Genomic DNA, 17,750 nt, shown 5'->3' on the forward strand with positions numbered 1-17,750 from the left:
TGATGACATTACACTAAAATTTCCACCACCGCCGGATGGCCCAGAAAATCCTGCGGACTGGCGGTGGGGCCATAAGCGCCGGACTGATACACCACTACCCAGTCCCCTACTTCTGCCTTGGGCAGTTCAACCCGGTCGGCCAGAATATCCAGCGGCGTGCATAAAGGCCCGACGATAGTCACCAGCTCTGTGGTATCGCTGCTGAGCTTATTACCGATAGCCACCGGGTAATTTTTGCGGATCACCTGACCAAAATTACCCGAGTTAGCCAAATGATGATGCAAGCCGCCGTTACAGACTAAATAAGTGGTGCCACGCGAGACTTTTTTATCCACCACTTTGCAGGCGTAAACGCCCGCTTCCGCCACCAGAAAGCGGCCCAACTCGATCACCAGCTCAATATCTCGCAAGGCGTCATCGTATTGCTGTAGCAATTGCTGTAACGAGGCTGATACGTCAGTTAAATCAAGTCGTTTTTCGCCAGCGAAATACGGAATACCAAAACCACCGCCCAGGTTAATTAAATCAGGCTTATACGGGCTGGCCGCGACCAGTTTGGCTGCCAGTGCAAAGGTAAGCTGATGGGCTTCTATCAGCGCCTCGGGTTTTAAATTTTGCGAGCCACAAAAAATATGAAAACCGCGCAAGTTAACCGGCATATCGGCTATTTTTGCTAATAACAGCAGTACCTGCTCTTCATCGATACCAAAAGGCTTAGCACCGCCGGCCATTTTCATGCCGGAGGCTTTGAGTTCAAAGGCCGGGTTAACCCTAAGTGCAACCTGTGGCGTACGCTTAAGCTGTTGCCCCAATGCACACAAACGCCGCAGCTCGCCTTCAGATTCGACATTTAATGTCACACCGGCACAGATAGCCGCGCTAAGCTCCGTATCGGTTTTACCCGGCCCGGCAAAACTAATATCCCTTGCTGCCATACCGGCTTGTAGCGCCAGCAGCATTTCTTTTTGTGAGGCGACATCAAAGCCGTCTACTAAAGGCTTTAAATGCTGCACCACCGGCCAATAGGGGTTAGCTTTAATGGCATAATGCAGTTTTATTCTAGCTGGCACTGCACCACGAAAACGTGCCACCTGTTGGTCAATAACGGTCCGGTCGTAGGCATAAAATACGTCTTTCGCCAGTAGCGTACTCAGCTCGTTTAATCTGTAGCCGCCAATCAGCAATTCGTTGCTATGCTGGTTAAACTGTGACATCTGCTCATGTGCTGGTGCACTGCTTTGGCTCATCCTACTGCCCCGTCAAAAAAATTCTGGTATTGCTCTGCTAACAGCTTGCGGTCAATTTTGCCATTGGCATTTTTCGGCAGTGCCGGTTTGGCAATTAACGCCTTGGGCTGCATAAAATTTGGTAAGCTGCGTTTAAGCTGATTCACCCAGCTTTCGGTGTCTGGCTGCTCGCCCTCTTTACAGGCAAAAAGCACCAAAATGGCCTGCCCCAGCTCGGCATGCGGTACACCTATAGCGGCGACATCCTGCAATAGCGGGCTTAGCTGATACACCGCCTCTTCTACCTCGGTAGGGCTAATGCGGTAACCAGAGCTTTTAATCATCTCGTCACGCCGGCCGATAAAATATAAGTAGCCCTCTTCATCACAGCGCACGGTATCGCCAGACCATACCGCCAGTTGCGGTAGCTGTATGCCCTTGGGTGCAACCGGATCGGGTTTAAAACGCTCAGCGGTTTTCTCCGGCGCATTCCAGTAACCCAGGCTGACCAAGGGCCCCCTGTGCACTAACTCACCGGGTTCATTCGGGCCGCACAGGCTGCCATCTTCGCGCACCACGACAATCTCGGCGTTGGGGATGGCTTTACCCATCGAACCTGGCCGGTTATCCAATTCAGACGGTGGCAAATAAGTCGAGCGGAAGGCCTCCGTTAGGCCATACATTAAATAAGGTTGCGCCTGGCTGAAGATCTGCCGCAGCTGCGCCAGCAAAGGCAGAGGCATAGCGCCGCCAGAATTAGTCAGGTAGCGCACCGTATCACTGCTGCCGGGCGCCCAATTGGCCTTAGCCAACTGCGCCCAAAGCGGTGGCACCGCAGCGATACCGGTCACTTTATGTTGCTGTACGGTGCGCACGACGTCCTGCACCAGGAAAAAATCTAACAGTACCACCGCCGCACCACTAAGAAAGGCGGTCGTTAACTGGCTTAAGCCATAGTCAAAACTCAGTGGCAACAGTGCCAGCAGCACATCATCCTGGGTATTGTTAAGATAGCTGGCGACGCTTTGTGCCCCTACCAGCATATTACGGTGCGACAACACCACCCCTTTGGGTTTGCCGGTACTGCCAGAGGTGTAAAGAATGGCAGCCATATCGGCGTCGGTACTGTGAGCATAAGGCTTAACCGGCGTATCGCGTGTTAACCGCAGTGGCTTTACCTGAATATGCGCCAGGCTTATCACCTCGCCCGGCTCTGCGTCGGTCAGTAGCACGGTGTGCAAATCACTACACAGGTGTAATTCGGCTTCCAGTGCAGCCAGGCGCTCTTTACTGGTGACCAGCAAACGCACATTACAGTCTTGTAGAATATGCGCAACTTGCGCTGCTTTTAACCCCGGATTAACCGGTACCGCTACGGCACCCGCTTCAGAGGCACCAAACAGGCTATAAACCGTCTCGAATTGTTTTGGCAGGTAAACGGCTACCCGGTCAAAGCGCTGCACATCGCACTGCTGAAACAGCGCGGCGGTGGCAGTTATGGCTTGGGCTAATTCAGCGTATGTTAACACCTGCTGCTTAAAGTATAAGGCAGGTCGGCTTGGATAACGCGCAGCCGATTGGGTGATGAGATGGTGGATATTTTTGGTCATGGCGTCCTTCAGACCTTTCACTTTTAATCCCTTTGTGTGCAATAATAAAACAGTTTTGCAAAAAAACCGACTGGAATTTTGCGTTCTGTTGCACAAGTTACCAAAGGTTTAGCATACAGGGACGCAACATTGGACAACTGTTTTAAGGAAAGCCTGATGTCACAGCACCACCTCCTCGCCGATATTCTGCGTAACGTATTACAAATAGATAAAGATTTTACTGACAACACACCCTTATTGGGCGCTATTGCTGAGTTTGATTCAATGGCGGTGATAGCGGTGATCACTCAATTGGAAGACCAACTGGGTATTGAAATTAACGACGACGAAATTTCTGCCGAAGTGTTTGAAAGTTTCGGTCAGTTACGTCAATTTGTCGAACAAAAACAGGCAGCTTAACAGCGTTGTTAAGCTCAACTTTTAGTGTTTTAAGGACGTGCTATGCATAGCTTTTCCCGTGTTTCTGTAATTGGCCTTGGTTATATCGGTTTACCTACTGCCGCTGTTATTGCATCGCGCGGCGTTGAGGTACTGGGCGTAGACGTGTCAGAGCATGCTGTTAACACCATCAATCAGGGTAAGATCCATATTGTGGAGCCAGACCTGGACATGCTGGTACAGGCGGCAGTAACCACGGGTAAGTTAAAAGCCTCACTGACCCCCGAGCCGGCTGAAGCCTTTATGATAGCGGTACCAACGCCTTTTACCGATAATAAAAGCCCAGATTTAAGTTATATCCGCGCTGCGCTGGAAAATATTGCGCCAGTCATCGCCAAGGGTAACCTGATTGTGTTGGAATCGACGTCACCGGTTGGCACCACTGATAAAATTTCCGCCTGGCTTGGTGAGCTGCGGCCCGACCTTGTCATGCCACATCAGGACCCTGACAAAGCCGATGTGTATATTGCCCATTGCCCGGAGCGCGTGCTGCCTGGCCGGGTGTTGCAGGAGCTAGTCAGTAATGATCGTATTATTGGCGGTATCACGGAGCGCTGCGCGCAAAAAGCGGTGTCCTTGTATAACTTGTTTGTCCGCGGTGAATGTCTGCTGACCAACGCCCGTACCGCCGAGATGGCGAAACTGACGGAAAACTCTTTTCGCGATGTAAATATTGCTTTTGCCAACGAATTGTCGATGATTTGCGACCATTTAAAAATAAACGTCTGGGAGCTTATTAAACTGGCAAACCGCCACCCAAGGGTAAATATTTTATCACCCGGCCCCGGTGTAGGCGGACACTGTATCGCGGTAGATCCCTGGTTTATTGTTGACTCAGCGCCAGAGCAAGCACAGATTATCCGCAAAGCTCGCGAAATCAACGACAGTAAGCCACACTATGTCATCAATAAGATTAAACAAGCCGCTGATCAGTTTAAAAAACCGGTGATTGCTTGCCTTGGCCTGGCCTTTAAAGCCGATATTGACGACTTACGTGAAAGCCCGGCGCTGGATATTGCGATGTCATTACTGCATGACAATGTGGGCGATATTTTATTAGTTGAGCCCAATATTAAGCAGCTGCCGAAAAAATACGCCGAGCATAACGCCAGGCTGACTACCCTGCCCCAGGCGCTGGAGCGGGCTAACGTGCTGGTCGTGCTGGTCGACCATAAACAGTTTAAAACACTACACCCTGTCGATGTGGCCACTAAAGTGGTTATCGACACCAGGGGGATTTTTGGTTAATTAGGTTTACTTGTTACAGGGAGTGTACGATGAAAAAAACAACCATACTGGCCAGCGCCGTTATGCTGGCCTTGCTTAGCGGTTGCGGTGGTAAAGACGCCGCTGAGCATTATCAGGATGCGCAAACTTACATTGCACAAAATAAGTTTAACGCTGCGGTTATCGAGCTCAAATCTGCCATTCAACAGATGCCTGAACAGGCGCAATATCGCCAAACCCTGGGTTTACTATATCTACAAACGTCTGATCCGGTGTCTGCCAGCAAAGAATTATCGCGGGCAATAAGTTTAGGTGCAGAAGCCGAACCCATAGCACTACCACTGATGCAGGCACTTTATCTCTCTGAAGACTACCAGGCGGTACTGGCCGGTTTAGGCGATGAGGTGGTATTAAGTGATGCAACCCAAAATTATGTCAAACTATATCAGGCGCTGGCGGAAACAGAGCTAAGCGGTATCAGTGCCGCCATTCCTATTTTCGATACATTGCTATTGACCGACCAAGCCGACCTCAAACTCTTTGCTGAAGCGGCGCTGTCTGTTAACGCTAAACATTATGACAATGCGCAATCCCGATTGGTGCAAATCGCAAAAGATAGCCCGGTGTATTACCAGGCGTTGTTGATGAATGCGCACCTGGACCTGCTATTACAACAACCTGATAAAGCGTTAGAGAAGCTAACGAGTTACCTGGACTACATGCCCACTGCGCTGAAGGTGAAGTTACTGACTGCGCAAATACTGGTGCAAAAAGGTGCCTTTGACGATGCCGATACGCATTTGGTTCAGGTACTCAAAGCCGTGCCTGAGCATGGGCTGACAAATTATCTTAAATCCGTTGTTGAATATCAGCAGCAAAATTATCAGGCAGCAAAAGAGTCTATTGATAAAGCGCTGCAAGCCGGGCAAACCACTTTTCAAAGTCGTGTACTTGCCGGTCTTATTAGTTACCAACTTGGCCTCGAAGCACAAGCACTTAACCATTTTTCCAGCGTAAAGAAACAGCTGCCAGCCATTCCAGAGGTAAACAAGCTATACGTTGCTCTGCAGCTTAAAGCAGGAGAAACCTCCGAGGCCGCATCCAGTTTGGCGCAAGGCACGCTGACAGCTGATGATTTGAAGCTGGTCGCAAGTACCGCGTTTCAGCTGCTCCGGGATGGCGATCAATCTGCCGCTGTCGACATGCTTAGCCGCTACCAGAATGCCGTTGGTGATAACGATGCCGAAGCGCTGCGTTTAATGGGGAACGTAAGGTTAGGCATTGCCGGACAGGAAGAGGCAGGCCTTAGAGATTTGGAAAATGCGTTACAACTAGACCCGAAACAGCACCACACACGCATGGTACTGGCCAGCAGTTACATCAGACAAAAGCAGTTTGATAAAGTATTGCAATTGGCTGACGAGTGGCTGGCTGATGAGCAGACCAAAGCTGCAGGGTATAACCTTAAGGCCATCGCGTATTTACTGAAAAATGATGCGGATAATGCAGGGAAAATGCTTGATGCTGCAGACTTGGCAGAGCCAGGCAATACACAAACACTGTTTATGCGCTCTGCCCAAGCTCGAATGCTTGGCCAGCTGGAGCGTGCTGATGAACTCTTGTTAGCCACCCTCGCGCAAAAGCCCGATTTTTTACCGGCATTGGTTACGTATCAGGAGTCGCAAAATCGGCAGGGCAAGCCAGAGCAAGGCTTAGCCGTTGTCGAAAAAGCACAACGGGAACATCCCGACAACAACGAAATCCGTTTATTATTGGCAGCGATGTATCAGCGGCAACAAACGTTCGATAAAGTTATCACGTTACTTGAGCCCATTGCCAAACAACATCAAGAGTTAACGCAAAACCTGTATACATTGTTAACCAATGCGTATATTCAAACCAGTAACCGTGCTGAAGCATTAACCCTCTCTGAGCGATGGTACAAACAGTTTCCGAAGAATCAGTTAGCCGGGCTGATGTACGCCAATATGCTGGCCTATCACAAGCAATACCCGCAAGCCGCTAAGGTGATTGATGAAGCTTTAGCATTGAACCCTAATCAACCGGCCATGCTCAAAGTAAAAATGGCCGTCGCAATTGAGCAAGGCAGTTACCCGACAGCTATTGCTGCTTATGAAAAAATGCCCAAAGAAATGCAAGAAAGTGCAGAAGTGTTGTTTCATTACGGCAGGGTTCAGTTACTCAACGGGCAAATTACACCGGGCATTAACAGCCTGACTCAATCCTATGCTAAGGTGCCTGACCCCATCACGGCTATTGCATTAGCAGAAGCCTACGCAAAAGATGTATCATATCGCAAAGCAGTTAATTTTATTGAGCAACATTTCGCTAAGCACGGCGACATCCATACCGGGCTGAAGTTTTATTACGCTAACTTACTGCTTGAAGAGGATGCCGCAAAAGCCAGTGATGTTTATGCCGATATTATCAGCCAACACGCTGAAAACTTTGTTGCACAGAATAACTATGCCTGGGCACTGTTGCAGGCAGGAAAGGTGCAAACCGCCCTGCAACACGCCGAGCTGGCAGTAAGCCTTAACAACAAGCATCCGGATGTCCTTGACACCTATGGCAAGGTGCTTTTTGCCTTAAAACAATATGACAAAGCCAATACGCAATTTAAACAGTCTCTGACATTACGGCCAGATAACGCAGAAGTACAAATTAACTACGTAAAATCGTTAATTGCGTCCGGCAATAATACTGCAGCCAAAGAGATACTCGCGAAAGTTCGTACCGAGGATGCCGTATTACAAAACACAGTGTCTGAGCTACAACAACAGCTTAATTAGCCCTTTCTCACCCATCAAAAGGCCATGTCAAATTACTTTACACATGGCCTTTTTTATCGGCGCAAAAATTAATCAAAAATAATAAATATTCAATAAAATCAATAATATAAAAACAAAACCTCACCATGGCACATATCCTGCTTACTTAAGGCAAGGTAATGATTACCTAACCCGATTAACTCGTAGGGAGCAGAAAATGAGAAACATTTACAAAGCACTACTGGCAGGGATTGCATTAAGCTGTTCTGCAGCCCCCGCTATCGCTGGCAACGTTTCCGTTGGCGGCGTAACCTGGGATCCGGACTTTAGTCAGGCATTCCCACCTCTGGATGACTTCACTGCACAAACTAAGTTTGCCCAATGGTATGTTGGTGCCGGCTCACCCACCGCGGGTGTTGGCGTTGGTAATATTGGCGTTGTGCCAAACCCTGCTGATGCTATCGCTGTAGGTGCAGCGGGTGTAGGCGATGTCCTGGTTGGTTATGGTTTTATTGACGTTATCAATGGTACAGGTGAAGTTGATTTTTGTACTAATTACCCATGCCGCTTAACGTACACCTTTGGTGGCTTCGAAGTAACAGGTTTATCTGCGTCATTAAACCCACAGCCACGTCCGTTGTTCACTGGTGGTTGGGTTAACTTCTACCTGGATGATACAGCGCCATTCGTTGGCAATCCGAATCTTACCAACCCAGGTGAAGCAGCAACAGGCAACCTGTGGCTATCAGCAATTGCAGAGACTTTCACCAATGATTTGGGCGAGTCTACAACGTTAAACTTCCTTGAAGGTGGTATTTTTACCGGTTCTGCCGAAGCGTTTTTAAGCGTAATTGGTGGTGCGGCCTTTGGTAATTTTGATACTGATCTGTTTACGGCACCAGGTGGCGCAACAGCTGACTTCCTGTACTCTGGTAACGCATCATTTACCAATGCTTCTGGACAGTTGGACCCTACAGCACAATTCTCTACCAACGGTAATGGTCAATTACGTGGTGACTCAATCCCTGAACCAGGTATTTTATTCCTGTTCGGTGCGGGTTTAGTGGGCCTTGGCGTAATGCGTAAAAAAGCCGCTTAATAAGTAACACCAGAAAAAGGCCCTGTTAATCAGGGCTTTTTTTACTGCAATTAAGCCAGCGATGTACAAAGCTGCCGCCAGGCTACTTTATTGAAAAGTAACCGGGGTCATAGCGACCCGGACTAATAATATTATGCGGATCTATCGCCTGTTTTAACTTGTGTACGGTTTGCCAGTATGGCGAGTTGGCATCAAGTAACTCTCGTTGCTGTTGTAAATTTAACCGATATGGCACCCAGCCAGATTTAAGCCCGCGGGACACTAACTCTTGTAAGCACTGCTGTGCCAAACGGATTGCCTCCTCATCCTGGCGGTTAAATACTATAGGTACCGTGCTGTCTACTGTGTCATATTTTAAGCTGGTGAAGGTTATCATCGGCTCAATACCATAACGAGGGCACACCTCACGCACCATGCTGATAAACTGCCGCATGCTGTCGGCTCTCATCGGGATAAGAGGGGCATACCAGAGCAAACCACAGCCATCACGGGCAGGATGCAATGCGGTGTCCTTTGATGCCGTCGGATTACGCCAATAAGCTAATGGCAATGCCACCTGATTGGGTTTGCCTTGCATAATCTCTATACCTAAATCGAGCGACGCTAACATCGCCCTAACCCCGGCAAGCTGATTTTCCGGCAAGATATTCAACACAGTGCGTGCGACACGTAACAGTGCGCCGCCAGAAAACAGCAAGCGTTTAGCGCGGCCCGCCACAAAACGGCGCACCTCTTTGCGCGCGGCCTTAACGACCGACTGCTGGCCATAAAGGGTACCCACTAGCATCCAGCCGGGTGTGTCGTATTGTTTGGCTAATTGCGCAACTTGCTGTGACGACATCGCGACATGCTTGGCTTTACCATTAGGATTTGGCGCCATCATCGATAATAACCGGCGCTGATCCATTAAGTTTACCGAGCCAACAACGCCGTCCAAGTGCTGTAAAATGCTAAAGGCGATCTGCTGTGCCAGTTCAAAGTCAGTGTCATTAGCAAACTGAATATAAAAAGAGTCAAAAGCTTCTGGCCTGCGTTTTAGCCTTAGCGTTATCTCGGTAACGATGGAAAAACCTGATTGACTAAAGAGCCCATCAAGATAAGGCCCAATACCGTATTTGTAGGTCTTATCGATAAAATCATCACCGGAGCTATCTAATTCAGAAATCGGCGACTGATAAAAACTGCCATCGGCCAGATAACCTTTAATGCTATTCACGGCGGCGAAGTGGTCTGTAAATGGCGTAATGCCATAGCCTCGCTCTAACGCATTAGCCAGGATACTACAACTAGGACCAGCGCCAGTGACAGGCACCATAAAATCAAGCTGACGTCTTTGCAGCTCGTCATAGAGCATTTGCTGTGTAACACCGGGCTGCACTGTCACTATGCCAAGCTCAGCACTCGTTATGGTGATTTGCGTAAGCGCAGATAAGTCGAGCAAAATAGCATCTTGCGCGTTAGGTGCAGCAGAGCCATAGCCCCAGTTCTGCCCGGTACTGATGGGGTGAACCTTTAACACTGAAGCGCCTTCGGTTGCAGCAGTGGCAGCTAAGTGCAGCACGCGCTGAATATCCTCAATAACACCAATTTTAATAACGCTATCAATAGCGTTGCTAAAGCCTTCGCAGTTACTGCGATACGCTGCCAGCGCTACCTCATCCGTCAGCACTTTGCTGTTGGGGCTGAGTACAGCTGCAAGCTGTTGCAAAACAGCATTTTTCATAGGTTAATTAACCAATATCCCATTACCAGCCGGCATCTTTACTGACGTAGTAGCGTTTGGTGTCTTACTATCAAACAACGATTTTTCTATTGCCTGAAGCAGTTTCAGATAGCCCGGGCTTAATGTCCGGCGCAGCTCTCGTGAGTCAACATAATAAGGCGCTCTCTTGCCATGAAACTCGATGGTATCGCCCAGTTGCTTAAACATAATACCGACAAAGGATAAACTGCGGGCCAAACGCGGCTCCATCATCACGAACACATGAAAGCGCTTGGTTTTTAATGACATGGCCGCAGCTGATAAGTACAGGCAGACGGCGATATAGGGAAAGCAGCGCAGTTCAGTCTCGGAATACTGTTTTTCGTTTATTGCACCGGTGGCGGCACCAGCAAATTTATCCACTTCGCGTTTTCTAAAGGCAGCAGGCACGGCGAGCCTTGAAATCTCACAAATTTCATGTCGGCCAAAGTCTCGCGGATGTAACTGTTCGTCGGTCAGGGCATGCGAGCAATACTGCTCGATTGGCAATAACTCAGCGTCAACCGCCGACGTGATAAGCCTGACAGTGCCGGCCATCGCCCCCGAACTTAAATGGCGGACAAAGCAATGTATGGCTCTGGCATCAAAGTCATCACATTCTTCATGTGTTTCTTTTACGTCCTCAAAGTGCAGCTCTTCACAATACACATTGTGTCGTAACTTATACACTTCATGCCGTAACTGCTCTGTATCTGCCAGTTGTGGTTGCAGATATTGCGAAAAATGCTCAGAAATTGTTTTGGCATCATTACTGGCTAAAGACGCCATCGCTTTTTTCACTACCCCACCAATAATGGGTTTATCAGCAAGCGCTTTTAATCGTTTCATGGAAAGCCCTCTGTTCCTTCAGACCATCAACTGTGTATGGCTTTACATAGCTTAGACGCTGGTAAATTAGTTGCCAGATAAGACCATGCTTATTTTTGCTGCTTAGCCAGCTACGCTGTCATGCCTCGCTGCCAATTGCTTAAGACTATCCCCAGTCACCCTGTTAATACGCCAATCGTGCAGCAGCACCGCTCCCTGAGACTGATAAAAATCGATAGCACTTTGATTCCAGTCAAGCACCGACCATTCCAGTCGGCCACAATCACGCTCTACGGCCAGTTTCGCCAGATAACTTAACAAGGTTTTACCTAAGCCATGACCGCGAAACTGTGGCAGCACGAATAAGTCTTCCAGATAAATACCGGGTTTGGCGAGAAAGGTTGAGTAGTTATGAAAAAACAGTGCAAAGCCAGCCGGCTGCTGGCGATAGTCAGCAATGACCACTTCGGCATAAGGTTTATCACCAAACAGCGTGTCCTGTAACTTCTGCTCGGTGGCGACCACCTGATCGGCCAGTTTTTCATATTCGGCCAGGCCAGTTATAAAGGCCAGTATAGTGGGAACATCCTCTGGTGTTGCTAAACGTAAGCGAATATCAGCGCTCATGGTTAATCCTCATATAAAAAACGCCGGTGTCAGTACCGGCGTTTTTATCATTCAGCTTACTAAGTTACAAGCACCTCAGGCGGCATTGGCTTTGGGTGCCAGTGCTTCAAGCGCACCCGGCTTAAAGCTGTCAACGCTAATCGCACTAAAGCGCAATGTGTTCATGCGGTGTAACTGCTGTGCCTCCGCCTCGCTTACTACACCCGCTTCCAGCGCCTGAGTAATGGTTTTGTCCATTGGTTGCTTACGGGCGACTTTGCCCTCGCGCTGCGCCTGGTAAATCTTCTTAAGCAGCGGCTGAGCTTCATGCATAGTCACAAAAGCCGTTTCCATCAGACCGGTAGGGTCGTTTTCATCCGCGCCTATATAACACAGATGGGTTAAACGATCGCGCACAACACCAGGCTTGGATAAAGCTTCGCAGATCTGAATTGCGGTAGCATCATCCGGCATTTTGTAACCTATACCAAATGGGAATACCAACGTCTTCAACACACGTGCCACCACCCGGCTTGGGAAGTTAGCGAAGAAGCCATCAAAGGCACGGCCAATTTCAAACAGCGAGCGCTGCACACTGTAGTGCACAAACGGCAGATCGCACTGCTGACGGCCATTGTCTTCATAGAACTTCAGTACGGCAGAGGCAATATACAGCTGGCTTAATACATCACCTAAGCGGGCAGACAGCATTTCACGCCGTTTTAGTTCGCCGCCTAACATCAGCATAGAAAAATCGGCACTTAAAGCTAAGGCACGGCTCATACGGCTTAACTGCTTGTAGTAGCTGGCCGTTTCGCCCGATACCGGCGCACCGTTAAAGGCGCCCGCGGTTAAACCCTGCCATAGGGCACCGAAGGTATTGCCGATAGCAAAACCAATGTGTTTTAGCAGCAGGCCGTCAAACTGCTTTAAGCCCTGCTCTGCATCCGGGTTTGCGGCAGCTTCTAACTCCGCCAACACATAGGGGTGACAACGGGTAGCACCCTGACCGAATATCATCAGATTGCGGGTTAAAATATTGGCGCCTTCTACCGTAATAGAAATAGGCATGCCCATATAACCGTGTGCCAGATAATTCTTCGGGCCCACCTGAATAGCGCGGCCGGCGTGAATATCAAAAGCATCGTTTAACAAGGTGCGTGACATCTCCGTCATATGGTATTTGGCTATAGCGGTGACCACGCTGGGGCTTAATTTCATGTCGATCGCGCCAGCTGTCATCACGCGCATCGCCTCCAGGCTATAGGTTAAGCCACCAATACGGGCCAGCGACTCCTGCACACCCTCAAACTTACCAATAGACATACCAAACTGTTGGCGCACATAACCATAAGCACCTGTCATACGGGCGGCTAAATGGCCGGTTGCGGTGGCCAGTGCCGGCAAGCTGATGCCGCGACCGGCGGATAAACACTCTACCAGCATACGCCAGCCACGACCGGCATATTCCGGGCCGCCAATAATCCAATCCAGCGGAATAAACACGTCTTTGCCGTAAGTCGTGCCATTCATAAACGCCATGTTCATCGGAAAGTGACGATCGCCAATCTGCACGCCCTTATGACTGGTTGGGATAAGCGCACAGGTAATACCCAGCTCTTCTTTGTCACCCAGCAGTTTCTCGGGGTCATACAGTTTAAATGCCAGACCTAACACAGTCGCCACCGGCGCTAATGTGATGTAACGTTTATCCCAATTTAAACGGATACCCACCACTTCTTTACCGTCATACTCACCTTTACACACCACGCCGGTATCAGGAATTCCACCGGCATCAGAGCCTGCTTCAGGGCCTGTCAAGGCAAAACAAGGTACGTCAGTGCCATTAGCCAACGACGGTAACCAGCGGTCTTTTTGCTCTTGTGTACCGTAGTGCATCAGTAGCTCGCCGGGGCCCAGAGAATTTGGCACCATCACCGTTACTGCGGCAGTCAGGCTGCGCGTGGCAATACGCGATACGATAGTTGAGTTAGCAATCGCAGAAAACTCGCGGCCACCGTAAGCTTTAGGGATAATCATGGCGAAAAAGCCTTCACGCTTAAGGTACGCCCACACCTCTTCCGGCAGATCGCGCTGCTCCTGAACGATTTTGTAGTCATCAAGCATTTTTAACAGCGTTTCAACCTGATTATCCATAAACGCCTGTTCATCAGCGTTTAACTCTGCTTTGGGGAAACTGTGCAACTTTTGCCAGTCAGGTTTTCCTTTGAACAGGTCGCCATCCCACCAGACATCGCCCGCTTCCATCGCCTCACGCTCGGTGTCAGATAGCGGCGGTAAGATTTTCTTAAAGACGGTAAATACCGGTTTGGTTATCAAATTACGGCGGATGTCGGCAACGCCAAACACCACAGCCAGGGCAACGACCAATATTAACAGAGCTAACATATTACCTTCCTTCACTCGCCATTAGCGGCGCGGTTTGACTTGTAGTTTGACTAAGTTGTGTAACTTGCGGTATCGGTGCTGCAATGGCTGCGGCCAGATAGGGCAACAGACGCAGGATCACGCCTTCAATATCCACCTTTTCGTTAAAATCAGCTTCTGCAATTTCAGCTAACGCCTCACTGGATGCCATGGTAAACACCGCAGTACCCAATGAAAAATGCAGGCGCCAAAACAGCTCACTGGCAGGCAAATCCGGACACGCCTGTTGTACCAGCAATACCAGCTTGTCGAGTACACGGCCATAATGATGGTTAAAAAACCAGCGTAAATGCCCCTGCACATCGGTGTAACCGCGGCCTAATAACTGCAAAAATATTCGTGTACCGTGCTGATGTACTTTGTTCAGTTCCAGCAGGGGACGCACAAACACCGACAGCACCTGGTTTAAGCTGTTAGGTTGTTGTGATGCCAATAGGCGGGTGAACTCTTGATCAAGTCTTGGCATTAGCACCACCAGATAACGTTGTAACACCGCCTGTATCAGCTCTTTTTTTGAGCCAAAATGGTAGTTTACTGACGCCAGATTCACCTCAGCCTGGCTGGTGATTTGCCTAAGCGACGTGCCATTAAAGCCGGTTTCGGCAAACAGGCTTTGCGCAGCATCCAGTATTTTATGTTGCGTACTGAGTTTGTTCGACATAAGCCAACCAATATTTAAACAGATGTTTGAAATGTACGTTTGAATATCTAAACTGTCAAGCGACAAATGCGCCACTGGTCCAACCTCAACAGTCAAATTCACGGCAATTTGGGGACATTTTCGTCAATTGTTAAAAACCACTTGACAGCACGAGACGGATCCGCGAGTTTAAGCGCTATCAGTGTTCCCCATTTCTTCAGAGACAGGAGGCGTAATTATGCAAAAATGTGCAGTTAACCATTACGGCTACTACGTCTCGCCCTACTACTTATCCGAGTGGTTCAATAATTAGTTCTCCCTCTGCGTCTGGCAGAGGGTAAGCTGACAATCCCTTTCTAACGCTTGATGCTGGCCATATTACTGGCTCAGCATGGTGTTGGAGATCCCTCTGCTAAGACGCATTTTTACTGCTTTTTAATCAGATCGCCTTTAAAGGCGGCGTTTATTATCCAGAGGAATGTGTATGTACATTAAAGCAAAAATGAAGCTATCTACCCTTAGTATGGCCATGCTGATGGCAACGTCCGGTTATGCCGTGCAAGCCGCCGAATCAGCTGAAGCAGAACAGGAAAAAATTGAAAAAATTCAGGTAACCGGTTCACGCTTAAAAGGCGTGGATATGGAAGGTGCCAACCCGGTACAAATTTTCAGCCGGGAGGACATGGCAAACCGCGGTTATGACAGCGTAGGGTCCTTCCTGCGTGACCTACCGCAAGCATCCAGCGCCGGCACCTTTACCGAAAATGGCGGTGTGGGTGGTGCCGATGGCGCACCCGCTGGCTCGTCTGGTGTCAGCCTACGCGGTCTGGGCAGCAGTTCTACCCTGGTACTGGTAAATGGCCGACGTGTGGCAGTAGATTCGTTTACCAACGGTTTTGATTCTTTTGTTAACGTTAACTCAATTCCGATGTCGGCACTGGAGCGGATAGAAGTACTGACCGATGGCGCATCATCAGTTTATGGCTCTGATGCCATTGCCGGCGTTATCAACTTTATTCTGCGTAAAGACGTCGAAGGCCATGAGTTTTCCGCGTCTTATGGCGATGATACCAAGAGCAGTGACTTTGGCCGCACCAACTTGACCTATGTTGGTGGTTTTAGCACCGCGAACAGCAATACCACTGTCGTGATTGACTACTTTGACCGCGAGGCCTTGTTTAACAGTGACAGACCGATTGAAGTGACGCTGAAATCCAGTACCCGCGTCACTATCGATGGCGCCGACTATGCCGAGCCCTGGTGTGGCGATGATGTCAGTAACGGTGGCACCCGCTGTCGTTACGATTATGTAATAGAGCGCGCTATTCAGCCGGATACCAAAGCCATTGGTGCTACCCTGCACCACAATTACCGTTTGAGTAACGGCAGCGAGTTCTTTGCCGAAGCCATGTACCAGAACAATACCGGCTCTGCTTATGACTCCGCAGCGGCATTTGATGTTGACGTTGCCGGCGACTCGGCTCTGATCCCGCAATGGGCACGCGACATCGATGCCTTAGACGGTGAAGTAAACGACATTCGCGTGCGCTCGCGCTTCCCGGAAACCCGTATTCAAGACTACGACACAACCAGCTACCGGGTATTAGCCGGTCTGCGCGGTGAAATCGCCGATTGGTCATGGGAGACCGCGGCTACTTATGGTAAGACCGAAAATGAAATTACCCATGTGCAAGGCTACATGGGTAGAGACAAAGTACTTGCAGGCATTGCCAACGGTAGTTTTGACCCTTTTAACCTGGGCCGTGACAACAGTGAAGCAGAGCGCGCTGCCGTGCGTGAACTAGCACCTCGTGTGGGTGAGTCTGAAGTATTATCGGTGGACTTTAACTTCGCCGGCGACTTACCGCTGGAACTTTCAGCCGGTAATATCAGTGCCGTGTTTGGTGGTGAGTTCAGAAGCGAAGATATTTTTGATCGGCCGGCACAAATTGCCAAAGAAGGTGGTGTCTTTGCACTGGGTGCCAGCGATGCGGCAGCCGATCGCACACAATATGCCGCTTATGCGGAATTTAATGTGCCACTGGCGGACAGTCTGGATTTAATTGCCGCCCTGCGCTACGACCACTACAGCGATTTTGGCGGCGATGTTAACCCCAAATTGTCACTGCGTTATCGCGCTACCGATGATTTGATTATGCGAGCCTCCTGGAGCACCGGCTTTAGAGCCCCTTCGCTGTCTCAGCTTGGCGCGGGTGAATCTTTAGGCACTGCCTACATCAATTGTGGTGCAGATCAACCTTTTGATGCGCTGTGTGGCGAGTTCGGCGCCTCTTTTGGTGAACTGGAGCTTGATCAGGAAACCATTGGTAATCGCGGCCTTGATGCAGAAAACTCAGAAGCCATTAACCTTGGCTTCTCCTGGAACCTGACAGAAAATCTGCAGTTAACCGCCGATTACTGGCGCTACGAACATACCGATATTGTTGATGTGGATGCCAACACAACATTAAAAGCCTGTATCGCGGGCAGTGCGCCACTAACAGACAGCATAGCGGCACTGAACGGTGAGTTTGGTTGTGTGTTAGACGGTGGCGGCGATTTGGTGTTTTTACGCACCGGCTTCTTTAACGTGGGCAGTCAGAAAACTGATGGTGTTGATGTTAAAGTAAACTATCGTCTGGAAACTGACCAATTCGGTACCTTTAAACTGTTTGCTGCTGGTACCAAAACCTTCAGTTACGAGCGGCAAATTAATGCAGACTCTCCAGCAGAAGATTTACTCGGCCGCTTAAGTGGTGCTAATGAAATCGCCCGGCCTGACTTTGTTGCTGATGCAGGTGTAGATTGGCAGCTGACGAATTGGACAGCCAGTTTATCAGCGCACTACATCAGTGAGCTGGGCGATGGCGATTTTAAATTTGGCGGCAACGAAACCGTAGATGCCTGGACAGTGTTTAGCGGCAGTCTGGGATACGATCTGACTGATAACCAGTCGCTGCTGTTAAGCGTGCGTAATCTGACTGACAAAAAGCCACCTTACGCGTCTTCGCCCACGAATGGTTATGCCAGTTCGGTACACGACTGGATCGGCCGCTTGTGGACTGTGCGTTACACCGTGCGCTTCTAATCTGAGA

At 49.4% G+C, this 17,750-nt stretch carries 12 protein-coding genes; 5 read left to right on the forward strand and 7 right to left on the reverse strand.

What is annotated here, in order from left to right:
* Nucleotides 1–8 precede the first annotated feature (8 nt).
* Complete coding sequence (locus tag ABGI61_RS14125; RefSeq protein ID WP_347602162.1) at nt 9–1,247, reverse strand: pyridoxal-dependent decarboxylase, exosortase A system-associated; 1,239 nt, start codon at nt 1,245–1,247, stop codon at nt 9–11.
* The gene (locus tag ABGI61_RS14130) at nt 1,244–2,836 is read right to left on the reverse strand and encodes an acyl-CoA ligase (AMP-forming), exosortase A system-associated (RefSeq protein WP_347602319.1); all 1,593 of its coding nucleotides are present in this window, start codon (nt 2,834–2,836) and stop codon (nt 1,244–1,246) included. Before ABGI61_RS14130 ends, ABGI61_RS14125 begins: the two co-directional genes overlap by 4 nt.
* 156 nt (nt 2,837–2,992) lie before the next feature.
* Between ABGI61_RS14130 and ABGI61_RS14135 the strand changes: the two genes are divergently transcribed.
* The 4 genes from ABGI61_RS14135 (at nt 2,993) to ABGI61_RS14150 (ending at nt 8,392) form a co-directional block, all read left to right on the forward strand.
* Entirely contained in the window at nt 2,993–3,235 is a 243-nt protein-coding gene (locus ABGI61_RS14135; protein WP_347602164.1) for an acyl carrier protein, read from the forward strand.
* Nucleotides 3,236–3,277: 42 nt separating this feature from the next.
* Nucleotides 3,278–4,522, forward strand: coding sequence for a UDP-N-acetyl-D-mannosamine dehydrogenase (wecC, locus tag ABGI61_RS14140; RefSeq protein ID WP_347602166.1), 1,245 nt, complete (start codon nt 3,278–3,280; stop codon nt 4,520–4,522).
* 29 nt (nt 4,523–4,551) lie between these two features.
* Nucleotides 4,552–7,314: an XrtA/PEP-CTERM system TPR-repeat protein PrsT gene (gene prsT / locus ABGI61_RS14145; protein WP_347602168.1), complete on the forward strand. Its 2,763-nt coding sequence runs from the start codon at nt 4,552–4,554 to the stop codon at nt 7,312–7,314.
* 196 nt (nt 7,315–7,510) lie between these two features.
* Nucleotides 7,511–8,392 (forward strand): PEP-CTERM sorting domain-containing protein, encoded by an 882-nt coding sequence (locus ABGI61_RS14150; RefSeq protein WP_347602170.1) that lies wholly within the window; start codon nt 7,511–7,513, stop codon nt 8,390–8,392.
* A gap of 82 nt (nt 8,393–8,474) precedes the next feature.
* Here the strand turns inward: ABGI61_RS14150 and ABGI61_RS14155 are convergent, their stop codons facing one another.
* The 5 genes from ABGI61_RS14155 to psrA all read right to left on the reverse strand — a co-directional run bounded on the left by ABGI61_RS14155 (nt 8,475) and on the right by psrA (nt 14,676).
* On the reverse strand, nt 8,475–10,115 hold the full coding sequence (locus ABGI61_RS14155; RefSeq protein WP_347602172.1) for an FAD-binding oxidoreductase: 1,641 nt from the start codon (nt 10,113–10,115) through the stop codon (nt 8,475–8,477).
* 3 nt (nt 10,116–10,118) lie between these two features.
* Nucleotides 10,119–10,982 carry a PEP-CTERM/exosortase system-associated acyltransferase gene (locus tag ABGI61_RS14160; protein ID WP_347602174.1) on the reverse strand — a complete coding sequence of 288 codons (864 nt, stop codon included), beginning with the start codon at nt 10,980–10,982 and terminating at the stop codon, nt 10,119–10,121.
* A 102-nt stretch (nt 10,983–11,084) separates the two neighbouring features.
* Nucleotides 11,085–11,588 (reverse strand): GNAT family N-acetyltransferase, encoded by a 504-nt coding sequence (locus tag ABGI61_RS14165; RefSeq protein ID WP_347602176.1) that lies wholly within the window; start codon nt 11,586–11,588, stop codon nt 11,085–11,087.
* 75 nt (nt 11,589–11,663) lie between these two features.
* The gene (locus tag ABGI61_RS14170) at nt 11,664–13,976 is read right to left on the reverse strand and encodes an acyl-CoA dehydrogenase (RefSeq protein WP_347602178.1); all 2,313 of its coding nucleotides are present in this window, start codon (nt 13,974–13,976) and stop codon (nt 11,664–11,666) included.
* 1 nt (nt 13,977) lies between these two features.
* A complete protein-coding gene (gene psrA / locus ABGI61_RS14175) occupies nt 13,978–14,676 on the reverse strand; it encodes a TetR family transcriptional repressor PsrA (RefSeq protein ID WP_347602180.1) in 699 nt (232 codons plus the stop codon).
* A 463-nt stretch (nt 14,677–15,139) separates the two neighbouring features.
* Between psrA and ABGI61_RS14180 the strand changes: the two genes are divergently transcribed.
* Nucleotides 15,140–17,743 carry a TonB-dependent receptor gene (locus ABGI61_RS14180; RefSeq protein WP_347602182.1) on the forward strand — a complete coding sequence of 868 codons (2,604 nt, stop codon included), beginning with the start codon at nt 15,140–15,142 and terminating at the stop codon, nt 17,741–17,743.
* The last annotated feature ends 7 nt before the right edge of the window (nt 17,744–17,750 follow it).

The organism is Rheinheimera fenheensis (assembly GCF_039871805.1).
Lineage (GTDB): Bacteria > Pseudomonadota > Gammaproteobacteria > Enterobacterales > Alteromonadaceae > Alishewanella > Alishewanella fenheensis.